Genomic DNA, 21,452 nt, shown 5'->3' on the forward strand with positions numbered 1-21,452 from the left:
GGCCATGCAGGTCAAACGTTTCTTCGCCGCCGATATGCGCATTGCCATGAAGATGGTGCGCGACGAGCTGGGCGCCGATGCCGTGATCATCGGCAATCGTCGGGTTGCTGGCGGCGTCGAGCTGACTGCCGTGCTCGATTACCCGATGCAGTCCGCACCCGAGGCCAAGAAACCCAACCCCGTGCTGGAAGCGGAGCTGCGCAAGACGCAGTCGCGCATTGCCTCGGCGCATGCTGAGCTGAGCACGCCGAGCCGCATGAAGGTGACTCAGGATCGTCAACTGCTTGACGAACAGCCGGTAGCTGCCGCGCCGCAGGCGGTGGCCGCCAGTGCCCCGCTCGATTCGCGAGCCTTCGAGAGCATGTACACCGAGCTGCAGGGCTTGCGCGAGCTGATCGAAGTGCAGCTCGGCTCGATCGCCTGGGGGCAGGAGCAGAGCCGTCGTCCGCAGCAGGCCGGCCTCTGGCGTCGCCTGCAACGCCTCGGACTGCCGGCGGAGCTGTCGCGCAGCCTGCTGGAGAAGGTCGCGGCCATCGCCGATCCGCGTCAGGCCTGGCGCATGGTGCTGGCGCATCTGGCGCAGGCGATCAAGGTCAGCAAGCAGGAGCCACTGGAAGAGGGTGGGGTGATCGCGCTGGTGGGACCGGCTGGGGTCGGCAAGACCACCACCTTGGCCAAGCTGGCGGCCCGTTACGTACTGAAGTACGGCGCGCAGAATATCGCGCTGGCAAGCATGGACAACTACCGCATCGGTGCCCAAGAGCAGCTGAAGACTCTCGGACGCATTCTCGATGTGCCGGTGGTACAGATCGATCCGTCGCAGCCGCTGGGCAAGACGCTGGCCCCGCTGGCGCGCAAGCGGATCATCCTGATCGACACCGCCGGGCTGCCGGCGAGCGATCCGACGCTGCGCATGCAGCTGGAGGCGCTGTCCGACCGTGGCGTCAAATCGAAAAACTATCTGGTGCTGGCCGCGACCAGTCAGAGCCAGGTGCTCAAGGCTGCCTGGCACAACTACCGGCGTTGTGGCCTGGCCGGTTGCATCCTGACTAAGCTTGACGAGGCCGGCTCGCTCGGCGATGTACTCGGGCTAACGATCAGCCAGCACTTGCCGATAGCCTATCTCGCCGACGGGCCGCGTATTCCCGATGACCTGCACCTGCCGCGCAGCCATCAGCTGGTCAGTCGGGCGGTGAGTTTGCAGTCCGGCGAGGAGCCGAGCGAGGAAACCATGGCCGACATGTTCGCCGGTCTGTACAACGAATCATCGCGGCAGGCCGGATAAGCTCTGCACGGCGTTACTCGAATAAACCAGATGCGTTCGGGCTGAATGCATCGCCGGCCTCCTGGCCCGAGCAATATATAGGCGTAGAACATGGGTATGCATCCCGTACAGGTGATTGCGGTGACCGGCGGCAAGGGTGGCGTCGGCAAGACCAACGTGTCGGTCAATCTGGCGCTGGCCCTGGCCGAACTCGGGCGGCGCGTGGTGTTGCTGGATGCCGACCTCGGTCTGGCCAATGTCGACGTGCTGCTGGGGTTGACCACCAAACGCACGCTTGCCGACGTGATCGCCGGCGAGTGCGACCTGCGCGATGTGTTGATTCCGGGGCCCGGCGGCATCCGCATTGTGCCGGCCGCCTCCGGCACGCAGAGCATGGTTCAGCTGTCCTCGCTGCAGCATGCCGGGCTGATCCAGGCCTTCAGCGACATCGGGGATGATCTCGATGTGCTGATCATCGACACGGCCGCCGGTATCGGCGATGCGGTGGTCAGCTTCGTGCGCGCCGCGCAGGAAGTGCTGCTGGTGGTGACCGACGAGCCGACTTCGATCACCGATGCCTATGCGCTGATCAAGCTGCTCAACCGTGACTATGGCATCAACCGCTTTCGCGTCCTGGCCAACATGGCGCATGCCCCGCAGGAAGGGCGCAACCTGTTCGCCAAGCTGACCAAGGTTACCGAGCGTTTTCTCGACGTCGCGTTGCAGTATGTCGGCGCGATCCCCTACGACGAAGCCGTGCGCAAGGCCGTGCAGAAGCAGCGTGCAGTCTATGAAGCCTATCCACGGTCCAAATGTTCACTGGCTTTCAAAGCCATCGCGCAGAAGGTCGACACCTGGCCGTTGCCGGCGACCCCGCGCGGGCACCTCGAGTTCTTCGTCGAGCGCCTGATCAGACCGGCTGCCGACACCCACGAATGACAGTTGCTGGATCTGCCATGTATTACAGCAAAGCTCAGGCGAAGGATGCTCAGCATCGTTTGATCGACCAGTATGCGCCGCTGGTCAAGCGTATTGCCTATCACCTGCTGGCGCGCTTGCCCGCCAGCGTTCAGGTCGATGATCTGATCCAGGCCGGCATGATCGGCCTGCTCGAGGCGGCGAAAAAATATGACGCTGGCAAGGGTGCCAGCTTCGAGACCTATGCCGGCATCCGCATCCGCGGCACCATGCTCGACGAAGTGCGCAAGGGCGATTGGGCGCCACGTTCGGTGCATCGCAATTCGCGGATGGTCAGCGAGGCGATTCGCGCCATCGAGGCGAAAACCGGGCGTGACGCTAAAGATCACGAAGTCGCGGCCGAACTTAAGCTGAGCCTTGATGAGTATTACGGCATTCTCGGTGACACCCTGGGCAGCCGTCTGTTCAGCTTCGACGACCTGTTGCAGGACGGCGAGCACGGCGAGCTGCACGAGGATGCCGCCAGTACCCATTCGGAACCCTTTCGTGATCTGGAAGACGAGCGCTTCCAGCAGGCTCTGGCCGATGCCATCACCAACCTGCCCGAGCGCGAGAAGCTGGTGTTGTCGCTGTACTACGACGAAGAATTGAATTTGAAGGAAATCGGTCAGGTGCTCGGCGTCAGCGAGTCGCGGGTCAGTCAGCTGCACAGCCAGTGCGCCGCCCGTTTGCGCGCTCGCCTCGGCGAATGGCGTGCAAGCTGATCGACGTTTTATCGCTGCGAGACGTGCTCGGTTGCCGAGATTTTGGGACTTACGGAGGTCGACTTGGACAAGAACATGAAAATCCTCATCGTCGATGACTTCTCGACGATGAGACGCATCATCAAGAACCTCTTGCGCGACCTGGGGTTTACCAATACCGCCGAGGCTGACGACGGCACCACCGCCTTGCCGATGCTCAAGAGCGGTAGCTTCGACTTCCTGGTCACCGACTGGAACATGCCGGGCATGAGTGGCATCGATCTGCTGCGTCACGTGCGCGCCGACGAGCGTCTCAAGCATCTGCCGGTGCTGATGGTGACCGCCGAAGCCAAGCGCGACCAGATCATCGAAGCGGCCCAGGCCGGGGTCAACGGTTACGTGGTCAAGCCTTTCACCGCCCAGGTGCTCAAGGAAAAGATCGAAAAGATCTTCGAGCGCGTCAACGGCTGAAGCAGTAACGCCGCGAGGGCACTATGACGCAAGCAGATCAAAGCCTGGCAGAGTTCGAAGCGACTCTGAAGGCTCATGCACCCCAGTTGATCGAGAGTCTGCAGGAAGGTCGCTTCGACGAAGCGGCGCAGATGTTCAACGAGCTCAACCAGACCCGCAATCAGGGGCTCTATCAAGAGGTTGGCAAGCTCACCCGCGAACTGCACAACGCCATCGTCAAGCTCGAGATGGACACTTGCGCCACCGGGGGTGATCCGTCACCGATCACCGATGCGACGGATCGGCTTTCCTACGTGGTGGAAATGACCGAGAAAGCGGCCAATCGCACCATGGACCTGGTGGAGGAATCGGCGCCGCTGGTCAATTACGTGAGTTACGAAGCCCAGAGTCTGACCGCCGACTGGCAACGTTTCATGCGCCGCGAAATGAATGCCGAGCAGTTCAGGGAGCTGGTCCGCCGGATCGATCAGTACCTGCAGCGCTCGATGAACGACAGCAGTCAGCTGTCGCAGAACCTCAGCGAAATCATGCTGGCTCAGGATTTCCAGGATCTGACCGGGCAGGTGATCAAGCGTGTTACCCGTCTGGTTACCGAGCTGGAAAGCAATCTGCTCAACCTGGTGCTGATGGCCGGCCAAGTGGACCGCGTGGCGGGCATCCAGCATGACCGCGAAGAGATGCGCGCCGAGCAGGAAAAGAAAAAACAAGAGAAAGAACCTTCCAACGGTGAAGGTCCGCAGATGCATGCCGATATACGTGAGGACGTCGTGTCCGGACAGGACGACGTGGATGATCTGCTTTCGAGCCTAGGATTTTAGGGGATAGGAATATGAGCTTCGACGCCGATGAAGAAATCCTCCAGGATTTCCTGGTAGAGGCCGGCGAGATTCTCGAACTATTGTCTGAGCAGCTGGTGGAGCTGGAAAGCAGCCCCGACGACATGGCATTGCTCAATGCGATTTTTCGCGGGTTCCACACGGTCAAGGGCGGCGCAGGGTTTCTCCAGCTGCATGAGCTGGTCGAGTGCTGCCACATTGCCGAAAACGTCTTCGACATCCTGCGCAAGGGCGAACGCCGCGTAGATTCCGAACTGATGGATGTGGTGCTGCAGGCACTGGATGCCGTCAACGCGATGTTCAGCGAAGTGCGCGAGCGCGTCGAGCTCACTCCGGCAACTCCCGAACTCCTGGCAGCGCTGTCGCGCCTGGCCGAGCCGGCAGCAGCCGAGCAAGCCAGCGTAGCGGCGGCCGCGCCGGCCATCGTGCAAACCGTGGCTGACGACGAGTTCGAGCAGATGCTCCAGGCCATCGACGAACCGGCAGCCGCAGAGGCTGTGGTGCCTGGCGGCGATGAAATCACCGACGACGAATTCGAGTCGCTGCTCGACCAGCTGCATGGCAAAGGCCAGTTCAGCGCAACGGCTTCCGAAGCCGCGGCTGCACCGGCCGAACCGGCCGCGGCGGCGGCCAGCGACGAGATCACCGACGCCGAATTCGAAGCGTTGCTGGATCAGCTGCATGGCAAGGGCCAGTTCAGCGAGCCCGCTGCCGCAGCCCCGGCTGCTGTCGAGCCGGCAGCGACTGCTGCGGTCGAGGCGAGTGCGCCGGCTGGCAGTGAAAATATCACCGACGACGAATTCGAGGCTCTGCTCGACCAGTTGCACGGCAAGGGCAAGTTCGAGCCCGAGAGCGTGGCGGTGGCCCCTGCAGCCGCTGCCCCTGCAACACCCCCACCGTCACCAGCCGCCAGTCCAGCCAAGGCTGCACCACGTCAGCCAGCCGCTGTCGCAAGCAAGGCCGAAGCGCCGGCGCGTGCCGCCACTGCGACCGAGAAGCCGGCCAGCGAGGCGGAAACCACCGTGCGCGTGGACACCGCCCGCCTCGACGAGATCATGAACATGGTTGGCGAGCTGGTGCTGGTGCGTAACCGGCTGGTGCGTCTGGGCGCCAACAGTGGCGACGAGGCCATGTCCAAGGCCGTGTCCAATCTCGACGTGGTCACCGCCGATCTGCAGAGTGCGGTGATGAAGACCCGCATGCAGCCGATCAAGAAGGTTTTCGGGCGCTTCCCGCGGCTGGTGCGCGATCTGGCGCGCAGCCTGAAGAAAGAGATCAACCTGGAACTGGTAGGCGAAGAAACCGACCTCGACAAGAACCTCGTCGAGGCGCTGGCTGATCCGCTGGTGCACCTGGTGCGCAACGCGGTCGACCACGGTATCGAGTCGCCCGAGGACCGCGAGGCGGCGGGCAAATCGCGCACCGGGCGCGTGGTGCTCTCTGCCGAGCAGGAAGGCGACCACATCCTGCTGATGATCACCGACGACGGCAAGGGCATGGATGCAAACGTCCTGCGCGCCAAGGCGGTCGAGAAAGGCATGCTGGACAAGGACGCCGCCGATCGTCTGAGCGACCTGGAATGCTACAACCTGATCTTCGCTCCGGGTTTCTCGACCAAGACCGAGATTTCCGACGTGTCCGGCCGTGGTGTCGGCATGGACGTGGTCAAGACCAAGATTTCCCAGCTCAACGGTACGGTCAACGTGTTCTCCACCAAGGGCCAGGGCTCGAAGGTGGTAATCAAGGTGCCGCTGACGCTGGCGATCATGCCGACGCTGATGGTCATGCTCGGCAATCAGGCATTCGCCTTCCCGCTGGTCAACGTCAACGAGATCTTCCATCTCGATCTGTCGCGCACCAACGTGGTCGACGGGCAGGAAGTCGTCATCGTTCGCGACAAGGCTCTGCCGCTGTTCTATCTCAAGCGCTGGCTGGTCCAGGGTGCCGAGCTGGAAGAGCCGCGCGAGGGGCACGTGGTGATCCTGAGCGTAGGCAACCAGAGCATCGGCTTCGTCGTCGATCAGCTGGTGGGACAGGAAGAGGTGGTGATCAAGCCGCTCGGCAAGATGTTGCAGGGCACGCCCGGCATGTCCGGCGCGACCATCACCGGCGATGGCCGCATCGCCCTGATTCTCGATGTTCCCAGCATGCTCAAGCGCTACGCGCGCCGGGTTTGATCAGATAGGCAGGGGTCGTCGTCGATGACGGGACCGCTGCCGCTAGGAGTGTGTTATGGCAGTCAAGGTCCTGGTAGTCGACGATTCGGGTTTCTTCCGCCGCCGCGTTTCGGAAATCCTCTCGTCTGACCCGGGCATCCAGGTCGTCGGCACCGCTACCAATGGCCGCGAGGCGATCGACCAGGTACTGGCGCTCAAGCCTGATGTCGTCACCATGGATTACGAAATGCCCATGATGGACGGCATCACCGCGGTGCGGCAGATCATGCAGCGTTGTCCGACCCCGGTGCTGATGTTTTCCTCGCTGACTCATGAGGGCGCGCGGGTAACGCTGGATGCGCTGGATGCCGGCGCGGTGGACTACCTGCCGAAGAATTTCGAAGACGTCTCGCGTAATCCGGAGAAGGTCAAGCAGCTGCTGTGCGAGAAGATTCATACCGTTTCGCGCAGCAACCGTCGCTTTGGCAGCTGGAGCGGCACCTCGGCGGCGACACCGGCGCCGGTCGCCCGCAGCACGCCTACGGCACTCGGCGCCGCGCAACCCCGAACGACTGCGGCATCGGCAGCTTCCTCTGCGACGCCCAAACGCAAGGCGTACAAGCTGGTCGCCATTGGGACCTCGACCGGCGGCCCGGTGGCCCTGCAGCGTGTGCTGACGCAGTTGCCGGCCAGCTTCCCAGCGCCGATCGTGCTGATCCAGCACATGCCGGCGGCCTTCACCAAGGCCTTCGCCGATCGCCTCGACAAGCTTTGCAAGATCCGCGTGAAGGAGGCCGAGGACGGCGACGTGCTGCGCCCCGGACTTGCGCTGCTGGCGCCTGGCGGCAAACAGATGATGGTCGACGGGCGCGGCGTGGTGCGTATCCTGCCCGGTGACGAGCGTCTGAACTACAAGCCGTGCGTGGATATCACCTTCGGTTCGGCTGCCAAATCCTTCCACGACAAGGTGCTGGCGGTGGTGCTGACCGGCATGGGCGCCGACGGTCGTGAGGGTGCGCGGCTGCTCAAGCAGAGCGGCAGTCAAGTGTGGGCGCAGGATGAGGCTAGTTGCGTGATTTACGGCATGCCCATGGCCGTGGTCAAAGCAAACCTCAGCGATGCGGTATACGGCCTCGACGATATCGGTCGTCATCTCACCGAGGCGTGCATCTAGATGGATGTTCTCAGCCTCATCGGGCTGGTTCTGGCCTTTGTCGCCATCGTCGGGGGCAACTTCCTCGAAGGCGGGCATATCTCCGCGTTGCTCAACGGGCCGGCCGCGCTAATCGTGCTCGGCGGTACTCTGGGCGCGGTGTTGCTGCAGACGCCGATCGCGGTGTTCATGCGGGCCGTGAACATCGCCCGCTGGATATTCTTTCCGCCGCGCATCGACCTCAGTCGCGGCATCCTGCTGGTTACCGGCTGGAGCAACACGGCGCGCAAGGAGGGGCTGCTCGGACTTGAACCGGCGGCCGAAACCGAACCGGACCCCTATGCGCGCAAGGGCCTGCAGTTGCTGGTCGACGGCGCCGAGCCGGAAGTCATTCGCAGCATTCTCGAGGTGGACCTGTACACCCAGGAAAGCCGCGATCTGCGCGCGGCCAAGGTCTACGAGAGCATGGGCGGCTATGCGCCGACCGTGGGCATCATCGGTGCGGTGATGGGGTTGATTCACGTGATGGGCAATCTGGCCGATCCCAGTCAGTTGGGCAGCGGCATTGCGGTGGCCTTCGTCGCGACCATCTACGGTGTCGGGTTCGCCAACCTGCTGGTGTTGCCGATTGGCAACAAGCTCAAGAGCGTGGTGCAGCGGCAGACGGCCTATCGCGAAATGTTGCTCGAAGGCGTGCTGTCGATCGCCGAGGGCGAGAATCCGCGCTCCATCGAAATGAAGCTGCAAGGCTTCATCGACTGAGGTCGCCGCGATGGCACGACGCAGACAGCCGGAAGAGCATGAGAATCACGAGCGCTGGTTGGTGTCCTACGCGGACTTCATCACGCTGCTGTTCGCCTTTTTCGTGGTGATGTATTCGATCTCCTCGATCAACGAAGGCAAGTACAAGATTCTCTCGGACTCGCTGGTCGGCGTGTTCAACCAGGCGGATCGTTCGGTCAAGCCGATCCCCGTCGGCGAGGAGCGGCCGCGCACTACCGAGCCGGACGTCTCGCAGGTCGACGACCCATCCGGCGAGGCGTTGCTGCGTGACACCACCACGCTCGATCCGCTGGAGAGCATCGCGCAGAGCATCCGCGATGCCTTCGGTGAGCTGATCGACAGCGACCAGCTCACGGTGCGCGGCAACGAGCTCTGGGTAGAAATCGAACTCAGCTCCAGTCTGCTGTTTCCCAGCGGCGATGCTTTGCCTAACGATCTCGCTTTCGATCTGATCGCCAAGGTGGCGAAGATTCTTGCGCCCTTCGACAACCCGATCCACGTCGAAGGTTTCACCGACAATCTGCCCATCAGTACCGCCAAGTTTCCGACCAACTGGGAACTCTCGGCGGCGCGTGCCGGTAGCGTGGTACGCATGCTGGCCGCCGATGGCGTCGCCCCGTCGCGTCTGGCGGCGGTGGGCTATGGCGAATTTCAGCCGGTGGCCGATAACGCTACGCCCGAAGGGCGTGCGCGCAATCGGCGCGTCGTGCTGGTGGTGTCGCGCAATCTCGACGTGCGCCGCAGCGTCACCGGTACCGGCAGCAACAACGCAAGGCCCGATGCCGCGCTGCGGCGAGCTGGCACACAAACTGCACCGGTCACGGCCAGTTCGGCGCAGTAGGGCGCCTTCGTCAAATCACCGTCGTCGCTGAGGTCGGCAGCCGCCGCCCCGGATAGATCCAGATGGAAAGTGCGCAATGAGAGTCTGGGCAGTAGCCAATCAAAAGGGCGGGGTGGGCAAGACCACCACGTCGATCGCGCTCGCAGGTTTGCTCGCCGATGCCGGCAAGCGGGTGGTGGTACTCGATCTGGACCCCCACGGGTCGATGACCAGCTATTTCGGTCACGACCCCGACAACCTTGAGCACAGTGTCTTCGATCTATTCCAGCACAACGGCAGCGTACCCGAGGGCTTGCCGTGGCAGTTGCTGCTGTCGACCAGCCATGAGCGTATCTCGCTGTTGCCGTCCAGTACTGTGCTCGCCACGCTGGAGCGCCAGTCACCCGGCCAGAACGGTCTGGGCCTGGTGATCGCCAAAAGCCTGTCACAGCTGTGGCAGGACTTCGATTACGCGATCATCGACAGCCCGCCACTGCTCGGCGTGCTGATGGTCAATGCGCTGGCGGCGAGCCAGCAGCTGGTGATCCCGGTACAGACCGAGTTTCTGGCGATGAAGGGACTCGAGCGGATGGTTGGCACGCTGGCGATGATCAACCGTTCGCGTAAGCAACCGCTACCGTATGTCATCGTGCCGACCCTGTTCGACCGGCGCACCCAGGCCTCGATGAACACCCTCAAGGTACTGCGCGCTGGCTACCCGGACAGCCTCTGGCCGGCAGTCATTCCGATCGATACGCGGCTGCGCGATGCCAGTCGCGCCGGCCTCACACCGTCGCAGTTCGACCCGGGCAGCCGCGCGGTGCTCGCCTATCGCGCCTTGCTCAAACATCTGCTGACGTTGCAGTCGTCACCCGAGGCGGCCTGACATGCTGACGAAGCGTCACGCGGTTGACTCAAGTTCGCCGCAGCACTGGCCGATAGCCTGTCTGGATTGTCAACAGAAGTGGGTCCCATGAGCCGCGCCGTTCTCACCGAAACTCGCTCCCAACTCGCCCTGCAGTCGTATCTCGACGCGCTCTTGCAGGACGCCACGGTTGAGCTGGAGGATTCGGTCAGTCTGGACGAGTTTCAGGCCGCGGTGCTGGAGGAACAGCAACGCGACAACCTGCGCGTCGAGCCAGTAGCACCGATAGCAGTTACACCTGCAGCCCCCGAGGCGCCGACAGTCGCGGCTGCGGTTGCCGAGGTGATCGTCGAAGCCGCGCCATCGATGGCGGTGGTCGAGCCGGTCGCGGAACTGGGGGTCGCCATCCGTGCGGCCGGTGAGCCGCCGTCGATCAACCCGGATGCGCCGCCGCAGTGGGGCGAGCAGCCGTTCGAGTGCCTGCTGTTCGATGTCGCCGGGCTTACGCTGGCAGTCCCGCTGGTCTGTCTAGGTTCGATTTATCCGCTGGCGGGACAGGAGCTGACGCCGCTGTTCGGCCAGCCGGATTGGTTCCTCGGCATACTGCCGAGCCACGCAGGCAATCTGAAGGTGCTGGATACCGCGCGCTGGGTGATGCCCGACCGTTATCGCGACGACTTCCGCGAGGGTCTGCAGTACGTGATTTCCGTGCAGGGCTACGAGTGGGGGTTGGCCGTGCATCAGGTCAGTCGGTCGATCCGTCTGGATCCGCGCGAGGTGAAATGGCGACCGCAGCGTAGCCAGCGGCCCTGGCTGGCCGGCACGGTGATCGAACACATGTGCGCGCTGGTGGATGTCACCGCGCTCGCCGAGCTGATCGCCAGTGGCGCAGTCAGGCAGCTGCCCGGCGCTTCGGCAAAAACGCATTGATACAGGCGGGGCATGCTCGCCATGCCTCGTACAACCGAAAAATCGACCGCCACGGCGGTATCTGAAGGAAGAAGGTGGGGCTATGAAGATGACGTCTGCGCAGGGTTCCGAAGATCCTGTCCTGCAATGGGTGACCTTCCGTCTGGATAACGAGACCTACGGCATCAACGTGATGCAGGTGCAGGAAGTGTTGCGCTATACCGAAATAGCACCGGTTCCTGGTGCGCCGAGCTATGTGCTGGGCATCATCAACCTGCGTGGCAACGTGGTGACGGTCATCGATACGCGCCAGCGCTTTGGTCTCGCACCGGCGCCGGTTTCGGACAACACCCGCATCGTGATTATCGAAGCTGACCGTCAGGTGATCGGCATCATGGTCGACAGCGTGGCCGAGGTGGTCTATCTGCGTCAGTCGGAGATCGAAACCGCACCGAATGTGGGTAACGACGAGTCGGCGAAGTTCATCCAGGGTGTGTGCAACAAGAACGGCGAGCTGCTGATTCTGGTCGAACTCGACAAGATGATGACAGAAGAAGAGTGGGCGGAACTTGAGAGCATCTGATCCATGCTGATCGTGTCGCTGGTTGCGTCGGTTGTTGCGCTAGCTGTCGGCTGTTTAGGGCTGCTGGGCTTCTGCTTGTGGCTGCTCAAACAACAGCGGCTGCAGGCGCAGGAACAGAACCGCCGCGGCGCGATCCGTGATCGACGCATCAAGGAGCTCGCACAGCAGCTTGATGTGTATTTTGACGGCAGCGTGCGCATGGGCGAACGGCTCGATGAGCTGAACCGCCTGGTCGCGCCGCTGCCGGACAAGCTCGCCCAGCTCGAGCAGCGCGACCCCAACAATTTTTCCTTCAGCCAGGCAGCCAAGCTGGTTGGCATGGGCGCCAGCGTGGACGATCTCACGCAATCCTGTGGTCTCTCGCAATCCGAGGCCGAATTGATGAGCAAGCTGCACAAAGCTCGCAAGCCGTAGTTCGCCCAACACTTGCCGGCAACTTGCCGGAACCTCCTGCCTTCCGACGTCTCCAAACCCCCGAGTGTTTCGATCCATTCACGGCCCGCTTCGCGGTGCAAGGGCCGAGGAGCGTGGCGATGGTGCGTGCACTGGTTCTGCTGGGCTTGCTGCTGCCGTTTGCGGCGCTGGCGCAGGAGGCTCCGGGTGAAGTTGAAGGTGCCCTGACCGTGAATGCCTATCAGGCGAAGCGGTTGCATGATCTGGGGGCGGTGTTCGTCGATGTGCGTCCTGGTCGCGAGTGGGCCTGGGGGCACGTGCGCGGTGCGCTGCACCTGGATTTTGCAACGGGGCTCGCCAGCCTGGCGGGTAGCGACTTGCCGCGCTCGGTGCCGTTGGTAATCTATTGCGACAGCGAGTTCTGTGCCGCCGGCGCGCAGGCGACGCGAATGGCTGTCGAATGGGGTTATCGACAGGTGTTCTATTTACGCGACGGATATTTTGCCTGGCAGTTGGAGGACTTCCCGCTGGAGAAGGGCGGCGCAGCCGACTATGCCACGTTCAGCGCGCAGGCCCATTGAGTAACGGCGGCAGGGGAGGCGGCGCCGCGCCCTCGGTGTCGAGCCCGGCAGGACGTTTGCCCTTCAGGTACCAGGCGAAGGCGATGATCTCAGCGATGGTGCGGTACAGCGCCGCGGGAATCTCATCGCCAAGTTCCAGTCGTGCAAGCAGTTTCACCAGTTCGGCGTTCTCGTAGATCGGCACTTCATGTTCGCGGGCGATCGCCAGGATCATTTCTGCCAGCTCGTCATCGCCCTTGGCGCTAAGGGTCGGCGCTTGCTGGCCGTCATAGCTGAGTGCGATAGCCTGGCGCGGTGCTGTGTTCATGCGGTTTCGTCCACGAAGCGCTGTTCCAGAGATGTGCGCGGTCCTTGCGGCGGTACGCCTTGTCGGCACGCCAGTTCGCCGACGCTGAGGCCGGCGGCCTGCAGTCGTTCCCGCAGATGGTCCAGCTCGGTGGTGATCAGCGCCGCGGTTTCGGGTCGTTCGGCCCACAGTTGGCTGGACAGGTTGCCGCGCAGCAACTGTGCCTGGACCTGCAGCGGCCCCAGCGGCGCCATATCGAAGGCCAGTTCGACCTTCCAGAGCACGTCCGCCTGTTCCTTTTCGCTTTGTCGCTGGCTCTCTTCGCGCTGCAACTTGACCTGCAGCGGCACGATATCGCGCTGATCACGCATCGGCAGTTCCAGTTGCCAGGTGGTCAGTTGCGTACCGTCCGGAGTGGTCTGCGATTGCGCCAGGCTCGAGAGCTGGTGGGTTTGCAGGCGCGAGACCGCGGCGGCGGCAAGCTTGAGTAGCAGTTCGAGATCGGCGTGCTCCTCCAGACCCGCTGGCAGTTGGCTGCCCAGCTGGCCGGCTCCCAATGGAAAGCCCAGTGCCGCCTGGCGTGCGCTGGTCTGGCCGAGTGCCCCCAGGGCGTTGCGCGCGAATGCCGGCAGTGCCTGGCCGGTGGCTGCGCCTACCTGCGCGGCCGCCAGCGGTGTGCTGCCCGGCAGATTGGGCAGCTGCGCCAATAATCGCAGCAGCGCGACTTTCAGGTCGCCGGAGAGGCCTTCGGTCTGTCCGGCCAGTAGGCGTGCCTCGAGAAACGCGCCGCTGGCACCGAGCGCTCGCGCCAGTGCTTCGGGATCGCTCAGTTGCTGGATGCTCGGCAGCAGCCCCAACAGTTTGCCGGCCGCACCGCGGACGCCCTCGGGCACCGATCCGGCCATGGCTTCCAGTACTTTGAAAATCCCTTCCAGCGAGGCTTGACGGTTCTGCTGCGCGGCCAGCTGCTGACCCAGCAGCAGACGGTCGAAAAGACCGCTCAGTGGTACGAAACTCAATGCCTGGCTGCCTTGCACCTGGGCGGTGAGCAAGCTGCCAAGGGCCAGCGGCATGCTCGATTCGATCTGCAGTTTCTGCCCAGCCAGCGGCGAGTTGAGCAGGCTCAGTACCACCTGAAAGGACGGACGCCCGTCGGCGCCGATCTGCTGGCCGGTAGCGATCACTTTCCCCTGGATGGTGCTGCCGGCTGGCAACAGCGTCAGGTCGATGCTCTGCAGCGGCTGGTTGCGCCCTGGCTGCGGCTGCGCCAGCAGGCGGCTGTCGGACAGCGCGGCCACCGCGTAGCTGGTGCCCGGCAACACGGCGCGTGAGCTGTTGGCTTCGACGGTAGCCTGGCGACCATTGTCCAGCGTCAGGCGCAATACCAACTGGAAGCTTTGTGCCGTTTCCTTGACGGAAATGACTTCGGCCTGCGCGCTTTCACCGGCGCTCAGCAACCCCTGCATCGGTTGTAGCAGCTTGAGCGCCAGGTCGAGCGCGGCGGTGCCGGCGCGAGGCGCGCTGCTGGCAGGCACGGGGGAGGCGCTCTTGATCTCGGTCATTTTTCCTCAAATGCTCTTACAACCTTTCGCTTCCGTGGCCTTCGGAGTCAGGGGTTGCCATGTATAATTCCGACCGCTCTGGGCTGGCTGCTTGATTATAGCGGCCAGGCTCTTTTCATCTTGAGGTGCCGCCGGCGTGTCAATTCCCTTTCTCGAAGCTGTGGCGCTCGCCTGCGAGCGGGATTGGCGACTGCTGTTCGAGCAGCTCGAACTCCGCCTGGAAAGCGGCCAGATGCTACAGATCTCCGGCCCCAACGGCAGTGGCAAGACTAGCCTGTTGCGTCTGCTTTGCGGGCTGATGCAGCCGACAGCGGGGCAGATCCTGCTCAAGGGACAGCCGCTCGAGTCGCAGCGCAGTGAGCTGGCGCGCAATCTGCTGTGGATTGGGCATGCAGCGGGCATCAAGGGGCTGCTCACGCCTGAAGAAAACCTCAGCTGGCTGTGCGCGTTGCACCAACCAGCCGACCGTGAGGCGATCTGGCAGGCGCTGGCGCAGGTCGGGTTGCGCGGTTTCGAGGACGTCCCCTGTCATACCCTGTCTGCCGGCCAGCAGCGTCGGGTCGGCTTGGCGCGGTTGTATCTCGCACCGCCACCGCTGTGGATTCTCGACGAGCCGTTCACCGCACTCGACAAGCATGGCGTTGCCCAGCTCGAGCGGCATCTGGCCCGACACTGCGAAGAGGGCGGACTGGTGGTGCTGACCACCCATCACACGCTGACGGAAAAACCCGCCGGCTACCGCGAACTGGATCTTGGGCAGCGCGCCGCATGAGCAGTGTTTTCACCCTCCTGGTAGCCCGCGAGGCCCGACTGCTATGTCGTCGTCCGGCCGAGCTGGCCAATCCGTTGGTGTTCTTCGCCATCGTCATCGCGCTGTTTCCACTGGCGGTCGGCCCCGAGTCGCAACTGTTGCAAACGATTTCGCCCGGGCTGGTGTGGGTTGCGGCGCTTCTGGCCGTACTGCTGTCGCTGGACGGGCTGTTCCGTAGTGATTTCGAAGACGGCTCGCTCGAGCAGTGGGTCGTTTCGCCGCACCCGCTGGCGCTTCTGGTGCTCGCCAAGGTGCTGGCACACTGGGTATTTTCGGGGCTGGCGCTGGTCTTGCTGGCTCCCTTGCTGGGGCTGATGCTGGGCCTGCCGCCGAGTGCGTTGCCAGTGCTGCTGCTGTCGCTGCTGCTCGGCACGCCGATTCTCAGTTTGCTCGGTGCTGTTGGCGCGGCGCTGACTGTCGGACTCAAGCGTGGCGGCCTGTTGCTGGCACTGCTGATCCTGCCGCTGTATATCCCGGTGTTGATTCTCGGCAGCGGCGCATTGCAGGCGGCCTTGCAAGGCTTGCCTGCGGTCGGTCATCTGCTATGGCTGGCCAGCCTGACTGCGTTGGCGGTTACCCTGACACCCTTTGCGATCGCCGCTGGGCTGAAGATCAGCGTCGGTGAATAGCTGTACATAACGATGGCCGGATTCACGGCGTTCCGCCGGTCACTGAAGATTGTCGAGGCCGGGTTGTCTGCCTCTTACAACGATGAGTCATTTCGATGAACTGGACATGGTTTCACAAGCTGGGTTCGCCCAAGTGGTTCTACGAGATCAGCGGCCGCTGGCTGCCGTGGCTGGGCTGGAGTGCGGCTGTCCTCATCATCGTGGGGACGATCTGGGCGCTGGCGTTCGCCCCCGAGGATTACCAGCAGGGCAACAGTTTCCGGATCATCTATATCCACGTACCAGCGGCCTTTCTCGCTCAGTCGGTCTACGTGATGCTCGCCGTGGCCGGCATTGTCGGCCTGGTCTGGAAGATGAAGCTCGCCGACGTTGCCTTGCAGCAGGCGGCTCCCATCGGCGCGTGGATGACGTTCATTGCATTGCTCACGGGTGCAGTGTGGGGTAAGCCCACCTGGGGCGCATGGTGGGTGTGGGACGCGCGACTGACTTCGATGCTGATTCTGCTGTTTCTGTATTTCGGCGTGATCGCGCTCGGCCAGGCGATCAGCAATCGCGACAGCGCGGCCAAGGCTTGCGCGGTGCTGGCGATCGTCGGCGTGGTGAACATTCCGATCATCAAGTACTCGGTGGAATGGTGGAACACCCTGCATCAGCCGGCCACCTTCAAGGTCACCGAGAAGCCGGCAATGCCAGCAGAGATGTGGCTGCCGCTGCTGGTGATGGTGGTGGGTTTCTATTGCTTCTTCGCCGCCGTGCTGCTGATGCGCATGCGCCTGGAAGTCCTGCGTCGCGAGTCGCGCAGCAGCTGGGTGAAGACCGAGATCAAGGCTCTGGTGGGGAAAGTGTCGTGAATTTTTCGTCTTTCGCCGATTTCATCGCCATGGGCAACCATGGCCTGTATGTCTGGACCTCCTATGGCATCAGCCTGGCGGTCCTGATTCTCAACGTGGCCCTGCCGATGCTGGCGCGCCGCCGTTACCTGCAAGACGAGGCGCGTCGTCTGCGCCGGGAGGAAATGAAGTGAATCCGGTGCGCAAGAAACGTCTGTTCATCGTGCTGGCAATCCTCGCTGGCGTGGGTATCGCCGTTGCATTGGCGCTGTCGGCCTTGCAGCAGAACATCAACCTGTTCTACACGCCGACACAGATCGCCAACGGCGAGGCGCCCGAAGGCACGCGAATTCGCGCAGGCGGTCTGGTGGAAACCGGCTCGGTGCAGCGTTCCAACGACTCGCTGAGCGTGGCCTTCCGCGTGACCGATGGCGCGGCCACGGTGACGGTGAACTATCAGGGCATCCTGCCGGACCTGTTTCGCGAAGGGCAGGGTATCGTCGCCCTGGGGCGAGTGAACGCCGATGGTGTGCTGGTCGCCGATGAAGTGCTGGCCAAGCACGACGAGAACTACATGCCGCCGGAAGTTTCGCAGGCGCTCGAGAAGAGCGGAATGATGAAGCATTACGAAGGCGGCAAGCAGGAGTACGCCAAATGATTCCGGAGCTCGGTCACCTGGCGATGATCCTGGCGCTATGCCTCGCATGCGTACAGGGCACGCTGCCCTTGATTGGCGCCTGGCGCGGCGATCGACAGTGGATGAGCCTGGCGCAGCCGGCCGCCTGGGGGCAGTTCTCGTTTCTCGCCTTCGCGTTCGCCTGCCTGACCTATGCCTTCATGGTCGATGATTTCTCTGTCGCCTACGTGGCACAGAACTCCAACAGCGCACTGCCTTGGTATTACAAGTTCAGCGCGGTATGGGGTGCCCACGAAGGCTCGCTGTTGTTGTGGGCCTTCATCCTGTCAGCTTGGACTTTCGCGGTGGCGGTCTTCTCGCGTCAGCTGCCGGAGGAGATGCTGGCACGGGTGCTGGGCGTGATGGGCTTGATCAGCATCGGTTTCCTGCTGTTCCTCATCGTTACCTCCAACCCCTTCGATCGTTTGTTACCGCAGTCGCCGATGGACGGTCGCGACCTCAATCCGCTGTTGCAGGATTTCGGTCTGGTGGTGCATCCGCCAATGCTCTACATGGGCTATGTCGGCTTCTCCGTGGCCTTCGCCTTCGCCATCGCCGCACTACTCGGCGGGCGTCTGGATGCCGCCTGGGCGCGTTGGTCGCGACCTTGGACTCTCGTGGCCTGGGCCTTCCTCGGCATCGGCATTGCACTGGGCTCCTGGTGGGCCTATTACGAGCTTGGCTGGGGTGGCTGGTGGTTCTGGGACCCGGTGGAGAACGCCTCGTTCATGCCCTGGCTGGTTGGCACGGCGTTGATTCATTCACTGGCCGTCACCGAGAAACGCGGTGTGTTCAAGAGCTGGACGGTGCTGCTGGCCATCGCGGCCTTCTCCCTGAGTCTGCTGGGGACCTTCCTGGTGCGTTCCGGGGTGCTGACTTCGGTGCATGCGTTTGCCACCGATCCGGAGCGTGGCGTGTTCATCCTGGTGTTCCTGCTGATCGTGGTCGGCGGATCGCTCACGCTGTTCGCCCTGCGCGCGCCGGTGGTCAAGAGTCAGGTTGGCTTCGGCTTGTGGTCGCGGGAGACCCTTCTGCTGGTCAACAACCTGCTGCTGGTGGTGGCCACTGCGATGATCCTGCTCGGCACCTTGTATCCACTGCTTCTTGATGCGCTGTCCGGCGCCAAGCTGTCGGTGGGGCCGCCGTACTTCAACGCCATGTTCGTGCCGCTGATGGCGGCGCTGATGCTGGCGCTTGCCGTGGGTATCCTGGTGCGCTGGAAGGACACTCCCTGGCAATGGTTGATGGGCATGCTGGCGCCGGTTCTGATCGCCAGTGCCGTCCTCGGCGGCCTCGGCTCGCTGTTGTTTGGTGACTTCCACTGGGCGGTCCTGGCGGTCAGCTTCCTTGCTGCCTGGGTTGTGCTGGCGAGTGTGCGTGACCTGCTCGACAAGACGCGCCACAAGGGACTGCTCAAGGGCATGCGTAGCCTGGCGCCGAGTTACTGGGGCATGCATCTTGCCCACCTTGGTCTGGTGATGTGCGCGCTCGGCGTGGTGCTCACCAGCCAGCAGAGCGCCGAGCGTGACCTGCGCCTGGCGCCGGGCGAGGCGCTGGAACTGGGCGGCTACCAGTTCGTCTTCGAGGGTGCGCAGCACCATGAAGGGCCGAATTACACTTCCGATCGCGCCACCGTCCGCGTACTCGACGATGGTGAGGAGGTTGCCGTTCTGCATCCGGAGAAACGTCTGTACACCGTGCAGCAGATGCCAATGACCGAGGCTGGTATCGACGCCGGGTTCACGCGTGATCTCTATGTGGCGCTCGGCGAACCTCTAGGCGATGGTGCCTGGGCCGTGCGGGTACATATCAAGCCGTTCGTCCGCTGGATCTGGCTCGGCGGACTGATGATGGCCTTTGGCGGCGTGCTGGCGGCGAGCGATCGGCGTTATCGGGTCAAGGTGAAAACCCGAGTGCGCGAAGCGCTGGGGCTGGTTGGACAAGGAGCCTGATGTGAAACGATTGCTGATGTTGCTGCCGCTGGCGATTTTTCTGGTGGTGGCGGTATTTCTCTACCGTGGACTGTTCCTCAATCCGGCCGAGCTGCCCTCGGCACTGATCGGCAAGCCGTTTCCGGCGTTCGACCTGCCGGCGGTGGAAGGGGATCGGCGTCTCCGTCGGGAGGATCTGCTCGGCAAGCCAGCGCTGGTCAATGTCTGGGCTACCTGGTGCCCGACCTGCAAAGCCGAGCACCAGATGCTCAATCAGCTGGCCGCCCAGGGCGTGCTGATTCACGGCATCAACTACAAGGATGACAATGCCAAGGCGCAGCAGTGGCTCAAGGACTTCCTTGATCCGTACCAGCTCAACGTGAGCGATCCGGAAGGCAAGCTGGGGCTGGATCTGGGTGTCTACGGCGCACCGGAAACCTTCCTGATCGACAAGACGGGCGTCATCCGTCACAAGTACGTCGGGGCAATCGATGAGCGGGTCTGGCGCGAACAGCTGGCGGCGCTTTATCAGGAGCTGGTGGACGAATGAAACAATTGATTCGCGCCGCATTGCTCGGTCTGTTTGTCAGCGTGACGGCACATGCCGCCATCGATACCTACGATTTCAAGGACGAAGCCGAGCGTGAGCGCTACCGCACCCTCACCGAGGAGTTGCGCTGCCCGAAGTGCCAAAACCAGAACATCGCCGATTCCAACGCGCCGATTGCCATGGACCTGCGTGAAGAGATCTTCCGCATGCTGGAAGAGGGTAAGAGCAACGACGAGATCGTCGACTACCTGGTGGATCGCTATGGTGATTTCGTTCGCTACAACCCGCCGGTGAATACCACAACGCTGCTGCTTTGGTACGGGCCGGCGGGCTTGCTGGTTCTCGGTTTCGGCGTGCTAGCGGTAATACTGGTGCGTCGCCGCCGAGTGGATGCCGCGCCTGCGGCGCGAACCCTTTCCGATGCCGAGCGCCAACGCCTCGCCACGTTGCTGGATAAAAAAGACTCATGATCGATTTCTGGATCGCTGCCGGCCTGCTGTTGCTGGTAGCTCTGGCTTTTCTGCTGCTGCCCATTCTGCGTGGGCGCAAGACACAGGCCGAAGAGGACCGTACCGCGCTCAATGTCGCCCTTTATCAGGAGCGCCTAGCCGAACTCACCGCGCAGCAAGCCGCTGGCCTCCTAACCGACGATCAGCTGGAGGCCGGGCGTGCCGATGCCGCGCGCGAGCTGCTGGACGATACCGAAGGCAGTGAGGCCCAGCGCCATGACCGGCTCGGGCGTGCAGTGCCGCTGATTGCGGCGCTGCTGGTACCGCTGCTGGGCTATGGTCTCTATCTGCACTGGGGTGCCAGCGATAAGGTCGAGCTGGCCCGGCAGTTTGGCGAGCAGCCGCGTTCCATCGAGGAGATGACCGTGCGCCTGGAACGGGCGGTCGAGGCGCAACCTGATTCCGCAGAGGGCTGGTACTTCCTCGGACGAACCTACATGAATCAGGAGCGCCCTGCCGATGCTGCCAAGGCGTTCGCGCGGGTAGTTGAGCTGGCAGGGCGTCAGCCGGAACTGCTGGGCCAGTGGGCGCAGGCGCTGTATTTCGCTCGAGGTCGCCAGTGGTCGGCCGAGCTGCAGGCGCTGACCGACGAGGCGCTGCGTGCCGACCCCCAAGAAGTGACTAGCCTTGGTCTACTCGGTATCGCCGCGTTCGAAGAGGGGCGCTTCCAGGATGCGATCGGGTTTTGGGAACGCCTGGTGGCCACGCTTCCGGCAGAGGATCCTTCCCGCGAGGCGATCAAGGGTGGTATCGCCCGCGCGCGGGAACAATTGGGCGATGCAGCGCCTCCAGCTCAGATAAGTGCCACGCCAGAGGCCGCTGCAGTTCGTCTGCAGATCGAGGTGGATCTGGCTCCGGCGCTGGAAAAGGAGGTGCGCCCGGATGACAGCGTGTTCATCTTCGCGCGTGCCGTTTCCGGGCCGGCGATACCCCTGGCAGCCAAGCGTCTGACCGTCGCCGAGTTGCCGGCAGCCGTCACGCTGGGCGATGCTGATGCAATGATGCCGCAGCTGAAGATGTCGAATTATCCCGAGGTAACCCTGGTGGCCCGAATTTCGCGGCAGGGGAATGCAACCAAAGGCGAGTGGGTGGGTCAGAGCGAGGCGCTGAAAACAGCGGAGGGCGACAAGACCGTTCGCCTGACGATCGACCAGCCCGACACGCCTTGACGCGCTGAAGGGCGCCGGAGGGTG

Annotated in this window: 25 protein-coding genes; 23 read left to right on the forward strand and 2 right to left on the reverse strand. The window is 63.1% G+C overall.

The window, feature by feature from the left end:
- Positions 1 to 4 precede the first annotated feature (4 nt).
- The 14 genes from flhF to N8H22_RS17130 all read left to right on the forward strand — a co-directional run bounded on the left by flhF (position 5) and on the right by N8H22_RS17130 (position 12,475).
- Complete coding sequence (flhF, locus tag N8H22_RS17065) at positions 5 to 1,285, forward strand: flagellar biosynthesis protein FlhF (RefSeq protein WP_264591697.1); 1,281 nt, start codon at positions 5 to 7, stop codon at positions 1,283 to 1,285.
- A gap of 90 nt (positions 1,286 to 1,375) precedes the next feature.
- Positions 1,376 to 2,203, forward strand: a complete 828-nt coding sequence (gene fleN, locus N8H22_RS17070) for a flagellar synthesis regulator FleN (protein ID WP_264591698.1) — start codon at positions 1,376 to 1,378, stop codon at positions 2,201 to 2,203.
- A 17-nt stretch (positions 2,204 to 2,220) separates the two neighbouring features.
- Positions 2,221 to 2,946 carry an RNA polymerase sigma factor FliA gene (gene fliA, locus N8H22_RS17075; protein ID WP_264591699.1) on the forward strand — a complete coding sequence of 242 codons (726 nt, stop codon included), beginning with the start codon at positions 2,221 to 2,223 and terminating at the stop codon, positions 2,944 to 2,946.
- Between the two features lie 75 nt (positions 2,947 to 3,021).
- The gene (locus N8H22_RS17080) at positions 3,022 to 3,396 is read left to right on the forward strand and encodes a chemotaxis response regulator CheY (protein ID WP_171819274.1); all 375 of its coding nucleotides are present in this window, start codon (positions 3,022 to 3,024) and stop codon (positions 3,394 to 3,396) included.
- A 23-nt stretch (positions 3,397 to 3,419) separates the two neighbouring features.
- On the forward strand, positions 3,420 to 4,214 hold the full coding sequence (locus N8H22_RS17085; RefSeq protein WP_264591700.1) for a protein phosphatase CheZ: 795 nt from the start codon (positions 3,420 to 3,422) through the stop codon (positions 4,212 to 4,214).
- 11 nt (positions 4,215 to 4,225) lie between these two features.
- Entirely contained in the window at positions 4,226 to 6,409 is a 2,184-nt protein-coding gene (locus N8H22_RS17090; protein ID WP_264591701.1) for a chemotaxis protein CheA, read from the forward strand.
- Between the two features lie 55 nt (positions 6,410 to 6,464).
- Positions 6,465 to 7,562 carry a chemotaxis response regulator protein-glutamate methylesterase gene (locus N8H22_RS17095; RefSeq protein WP_264591702.1) on the forward strand — a complete coding sequence of 366 codons (1,098 nt, stop codon included), beginning with the start codon at positions 6,465 to 6,467 and terminating at the stop codon, positions 7,560 to 7,562.
- A complete protein-coding gene (locus N8H22_RS17100; RefSeq protein WP_264591703.1) occupies positions 7,563 to 8,303 on the forward strand; it encodes a flagellar motor protein in 741 nt (246 codons plus the stop codon). It begins immediately after the preceding gene.
- Positions 8,304 to 8,313: 10 nt separating this feature from the next.
- On the forward strand, positions 8,314 to 9,165 hold the full coding sequence (motD, locus tag N8H22_RS17105) for a flagellar motor protein MotD (RefSeq protein WP_264591704.1): 852 nt from the start codon (positions 8,314 to 8,316) through the stop codon (positions 9,163 to 9,165).
- Between the two features lie 76 nt (positions 9,166 to 9,241).
- Entirely contained in the window at positions 9,242 to 10,030 is a 789-nt protein-coding gene (locus N8H22_RS17110; RefSeq protein WP_264591705.1) for a ParA family protein, read from the forward strand.
- Positions 10,031 to 10,117: 87 nt separating this feature from the next.
- Positions 10,118 to 10,939 (forward strand): CheW domain-containing protein, encoded by an 822-nt coding sequence (locus N8H22_RS17115; protein WP_264591706.1) that lies wholly within the window; start codon positions 10,118 to 10,120, stop codon positions 10,937 to 10,939.
- Between the two features lie 82 nt (positions 10,940 to 11,021).
- Positions 11,022 to 11,501: a chemotaxis protein CheW gene (locus N8H22_RS17120; RefSeq protein WP_264591707.1), complete on the forward strand. Its 480-nt coding sequence runs from the start codon at positions 11,022 to 11,024 to the stop codon at positions 11,499 to 11,501.
- 3 nt (positions 11,502 to 11,504) lie between these two features.
- The gene (locus N8H22_RS17125) at positions 11,505 to 11,915 is read left to right on the forward strand and encodes a DUF2802 domain-containing protein (protein WP_264591708.1); all 411 of its coding nucleotides are present in this window, start codon (positions 11,505 to 11,507) and stop codon (positions 11,913 to 11,915) included.
- Positions 11,916 to 12,034: 119 nt separating this feature from the next.
- Positions 12,035 to 12,475, forward strand: a complete 441-nt coding sequence (locus N8H22_RS17130) for a rhodanese-like domain-containing protein (protein WP_264591709.1) — start codon at positions 12,035 to 12,037, stop codon at positions 12,473 to 12,475.
- Here the strand turns inward: N8H22_RS17130 and N8H22_RS17135 are convergent.
- On the reverse strand, positions 12,456 to 12,782 hold the full coding sequence (locus N8H22_RS17135; protein WP_264591710.1) for an EscU/YscU/HrcU family type III secretion system export apparatus switch protein: 327 nt from the start codon (positions 12,780 to 12,782) through the stop codon (positions 12,456 to 12,458). The two genes, N8H22_RS17130 and N8H22_RS17135, sit on opposite strands and share 20 nt — an antisense overlap.
- Positions 12,779 to 14,323: a flagellar hook-length control protein FliK gene (locus tag N8H22_RS17140; RefSeq protein ID WP_264591711.1), complete on the reverse strand. Its 1,545-nt coding sequence runs from the start codon at positions 14,321 to 14,323 to the stop codon at positions 12,779 to 12,781. The genes N8H22_RS17135 and N8H22_RS17140 overlap by 4 nt, the downstream gene beginning before the upstream one ends.
- A 136-nt stretch (positions 14,324 to 14,459) precedes the next feature.
- Between N8H22_RS17140 and ccmA the strand changes: the two genes are divergently transcribed.
- The 9 genes from ccmA to ccmI all read left to right on the forward strand — a co-directional run bounded on the left by ccmA (position 14,460) and on the right by ccmI (position 21,428).
- Complete coding sequence (gene ccmA, locus N8H22_RS17145) at positions 14,460 to 15,095, forward strand: cytochrome c biogenesis heme-transporting ATPase CcmA (RefSeq protein ID WP_264591712.1); 636 nt, start codon at positions 14,460 to 14,462, stop codon at positions 15,093 to 15,095.
- The gene (gene ccmB / locus N8H22_RS17150; RefSeq protein ID WP_264591713.1) at positions 15,092 to 15,763 is read left to right on the forward strand and encodes a heme exporter protein CcmB; all 672 of its coding nucleotides are present in this window, start codon (positions 15,092 to 15,094) and stop codon (positions 15,761 to 15,763) included. Before ccmA ends, ccmB begins: the two co-directional genes overlap by 4 nt.
- A gap of 95 nt (positions 15,764 to 15,858) precedes the next feature.
- A complete protein-coding gene (locus N8H22_RS17155) occupies positions 15,859 to 16,614 on the forward strand; it encodes a heme ABC transporter permease (protein ID WP_264591714.1) in 756 nt (251 codons plus the stop codon).
- Positions 16,611 to 16,787, forward strand: coding sequence for a heme exporter protein CcmD (gene ccmD / locus N8H22_RS17160; RefSeq protein WP_264591715.1), 177 nt, complete (start codon positions 16,611 to 16,613; stop codon positions 16,785 to 16,787). Before N8H22_RS17155 ends, ccmD begins: the two co-directional genes overlap by 4 nt.
- Positions 16,784 to 17,251 carry a cytochrome c maturation protein CcmE gene (gene ccmE, locus N8H22_RS17165; protein WP_264591716.1) on the forward strand — a complete coding sequence of 156 codons (468 nt, stop codon included), beginning with the start codon at positions 16,784 to 16,786 and terminating at the stop codon, positions 17,249 to 17,251. Before ccmD ends, ccmE begins: the two co-directional genes overlap by 4 nt.
- Positions 17,248 to 19,221, forward strand: a complete 1,974-nt coding sequence (locus N8H22_RS17170) for a heme lyase CcmF/NrfE family subunit (protein ID WP_264591717.1) — start codon at positions 17,248 to 17,250, stop codon at positions 19,219 to 19,221. The genes ccmE and N8H22_RS17170 overlap by 4 nt, the downstream gene beginning before the upstream one ends.
- 1 nt (position 19,222) lies before the next feature.
- Positions 19,223 to 19,750, forward strand: coding sequence for a DsbE family thiol:disulfide interchange protein (locus tag N8H22_RS17175; RefSeq protein WP_264591718.1), 528 nt, complete (start codon positions 19,223 to 19,225; stop codon positions 19,748 to 19,750).
- Positions 19,747 to 20,220, forward strand: a complete 474-nt coding sequence (locus tag N8H22_RS17180; protein WP_264591719.1) for a cytochrome c-type biogenesis protein — start codon at positions 19,747 to 19,749, stop codon at positions 20,218 to 20,220. The genes N8H22_RS17175 and N8H22_RS17180 overlap by 4 nt, the downstream gene beginning before the upstream one ends.
- Positions 20,217 to 21,428, forward strand: a complete 1,212-nt coding sequence (gene ccmI / locus N8H22_RS17185) for a c-type cytochrome biogenesis protein CcmI (protein ID WP_264591720.1) — start codon at positions 20,217 to 20,219, stop codon at positions 21,426 to 21,428. Before N8H22_RS17180 ends, ccmI begins: the two co-directional genes overlap by 4 nt.
- Positions 21,429 to 21,452 lie beyond the last annotated feature (24 nt).

It is taken from the genome of Stutzerimonas sp. S1, assembly GCF_025966695.1.
Lineage (GTDB): Bacteria > Pseudomonadota > Gammaproteobacteria > Pseudomonadales > Pseudomonadaceae > Stutzerimonas.

Bases quoted from the DNA above. Each gene is read 5' to 3' on its own strand.
- N8H22_RS17090 (WP_264591701.1), top strand. From the start codon at position 4,226: ATGAGCTTCGACGCCGATGAAGAAATCCTCCAGGATTTCCTGGTAGAG.
- N8H22_RS17085 (WP_264591700.1), top strand. From the start codon at position 3,420: ATGACGCAAGCAGATCAAAGCCTGGCAGAGTTCGAAGCGACTCTGAAG.
- motD (WP_264591704.1), top strand. From the start codon at position 8,314: ATGGCACGACGCAGACAGCCGGAAGAGCATGAGAATCACGAGCGCTGG.
- N8H22_RS17170 (WP_264591717.1), top strand. From the start codon at position 17,248: ATGATTCCGGAGCTCGGTCACCTGGCGATGATCCTGGCGCTATGCCTC.
- N8H22_RS17095 (WP_264591702.1), top strand. From the start codon at position 6,465: ATGGCAGTCAAGGTCCTGGTAGTCGACGATTCGGGTTTCTTCCGCCGC.
- N8H22_RS17135 (WP_264591710.1), bottom strand. From the start codon at position 12,782: ATGAACACAGCACCGCGCCAGGCTATCGCACTCAGCTATGACGGCCAG.
- N8H22_RS17120 (WP_264591707.1), top strand. From the start codon at position 11,022: ATGAAGATGACGTCTGCGCAGGGTTCCGAAGATCCTGTCCTGCAATGG.
- N8H22_RS17080 (WP_171819274.1), top strand. From the start codon at position 3,022: ATGAAAATCCTCATCGTCGATGACTTCTCGACGATGAGACGCATCATC.
- N8H22_RS17155 (WP_264591714.1), top strand. From the start codon at position 15,859: ATGAACTGGACATGGTTTCACAAGCTGGGTTCGCCCAAGTGGTTCTAC.
- ccmB (WP_264591713.1), top strand. From the start codon at position 15,092: ATGAGCAGTGTTTTCACCCTCCTGGTAGCCCGCGAGGCCCGACTGCTA.
- N8H22_RS17100 (WP_264591703.1), top strand. From the start codon at position 7,563: ATGGATGTTCTCAGCCTCATCGGGCTGGTTCTGGCCTTTGTCGCCATC.
- N8H22_RS17125 (WP_264591708.1), top strand. From the start codon at position 11,505: ATGCTGATCGTGTCGCTGGTTGCGTCGGTTGTTGCGCTAGCTGTCGGC.
- N8H22_RS17180 (WP_264591719.1), top strand. From the start codon at position 19,747: ATGAAACAATTGATTCGCGCCGCATTGCTCGGTCTGTTTGTCAGCGTG.
- N8H22_RS17110 (WP_264591705.1), top strand. From the start codon at position 9,242: ATGAGAGTCTGGGCAGTAGCCAATCAAAAGGGCGGGGTGGGCAAGACC.
- fliA (WP_264591699.1), top strand. From the start codon at position 2,221: ATGTATTACAGCAAAGCTCAGGCGAAGGATGCTCAGCATCGTTTGATC.
- N8H22_RS17115 (WP_264591706.1), top strand. From the start codon at position 10,118: ATGAGCCGCGCCGTTCTCACCGAAACTCGCTCCCAACTCGCCCTGCAG.
- flhF (WP_264591697.1), top strand. From the start codon at position 5: ATGCAGGTCAAACGTTTCTTCGCCGCCGATATGCGCATTGCCATGAAG.
- ccmI (WP_264591720.1), top strand. From the start codon at position 20,217: ATGATCGATTTCTGGATCGCTGCCGGCCTGCTGTTGCTGGTAGCTCTG.
- N8H22_RS17130 (WP_264591709.1), top strand. From the start codon at position 12,035: ATGGTGCGTGCACTGGTTCTGCTGGGCTTGCTGCTGCCGTTTGCGGCG.
- N8H22_RS17140 (WP_264591711.1), bottom strand. From the start codon at position 14,323: ATGACCGAGATCAAGAGCGCCTCCCCCGTGCCTGCCAGCAGCGCGCCT.
- fleN (WP_264591698.1), top strand. From the start codon at position 1,376: ATGGGTATGCATCCCGTACAGGTGATTGCGGTGACCGGCGGCAAGGGT.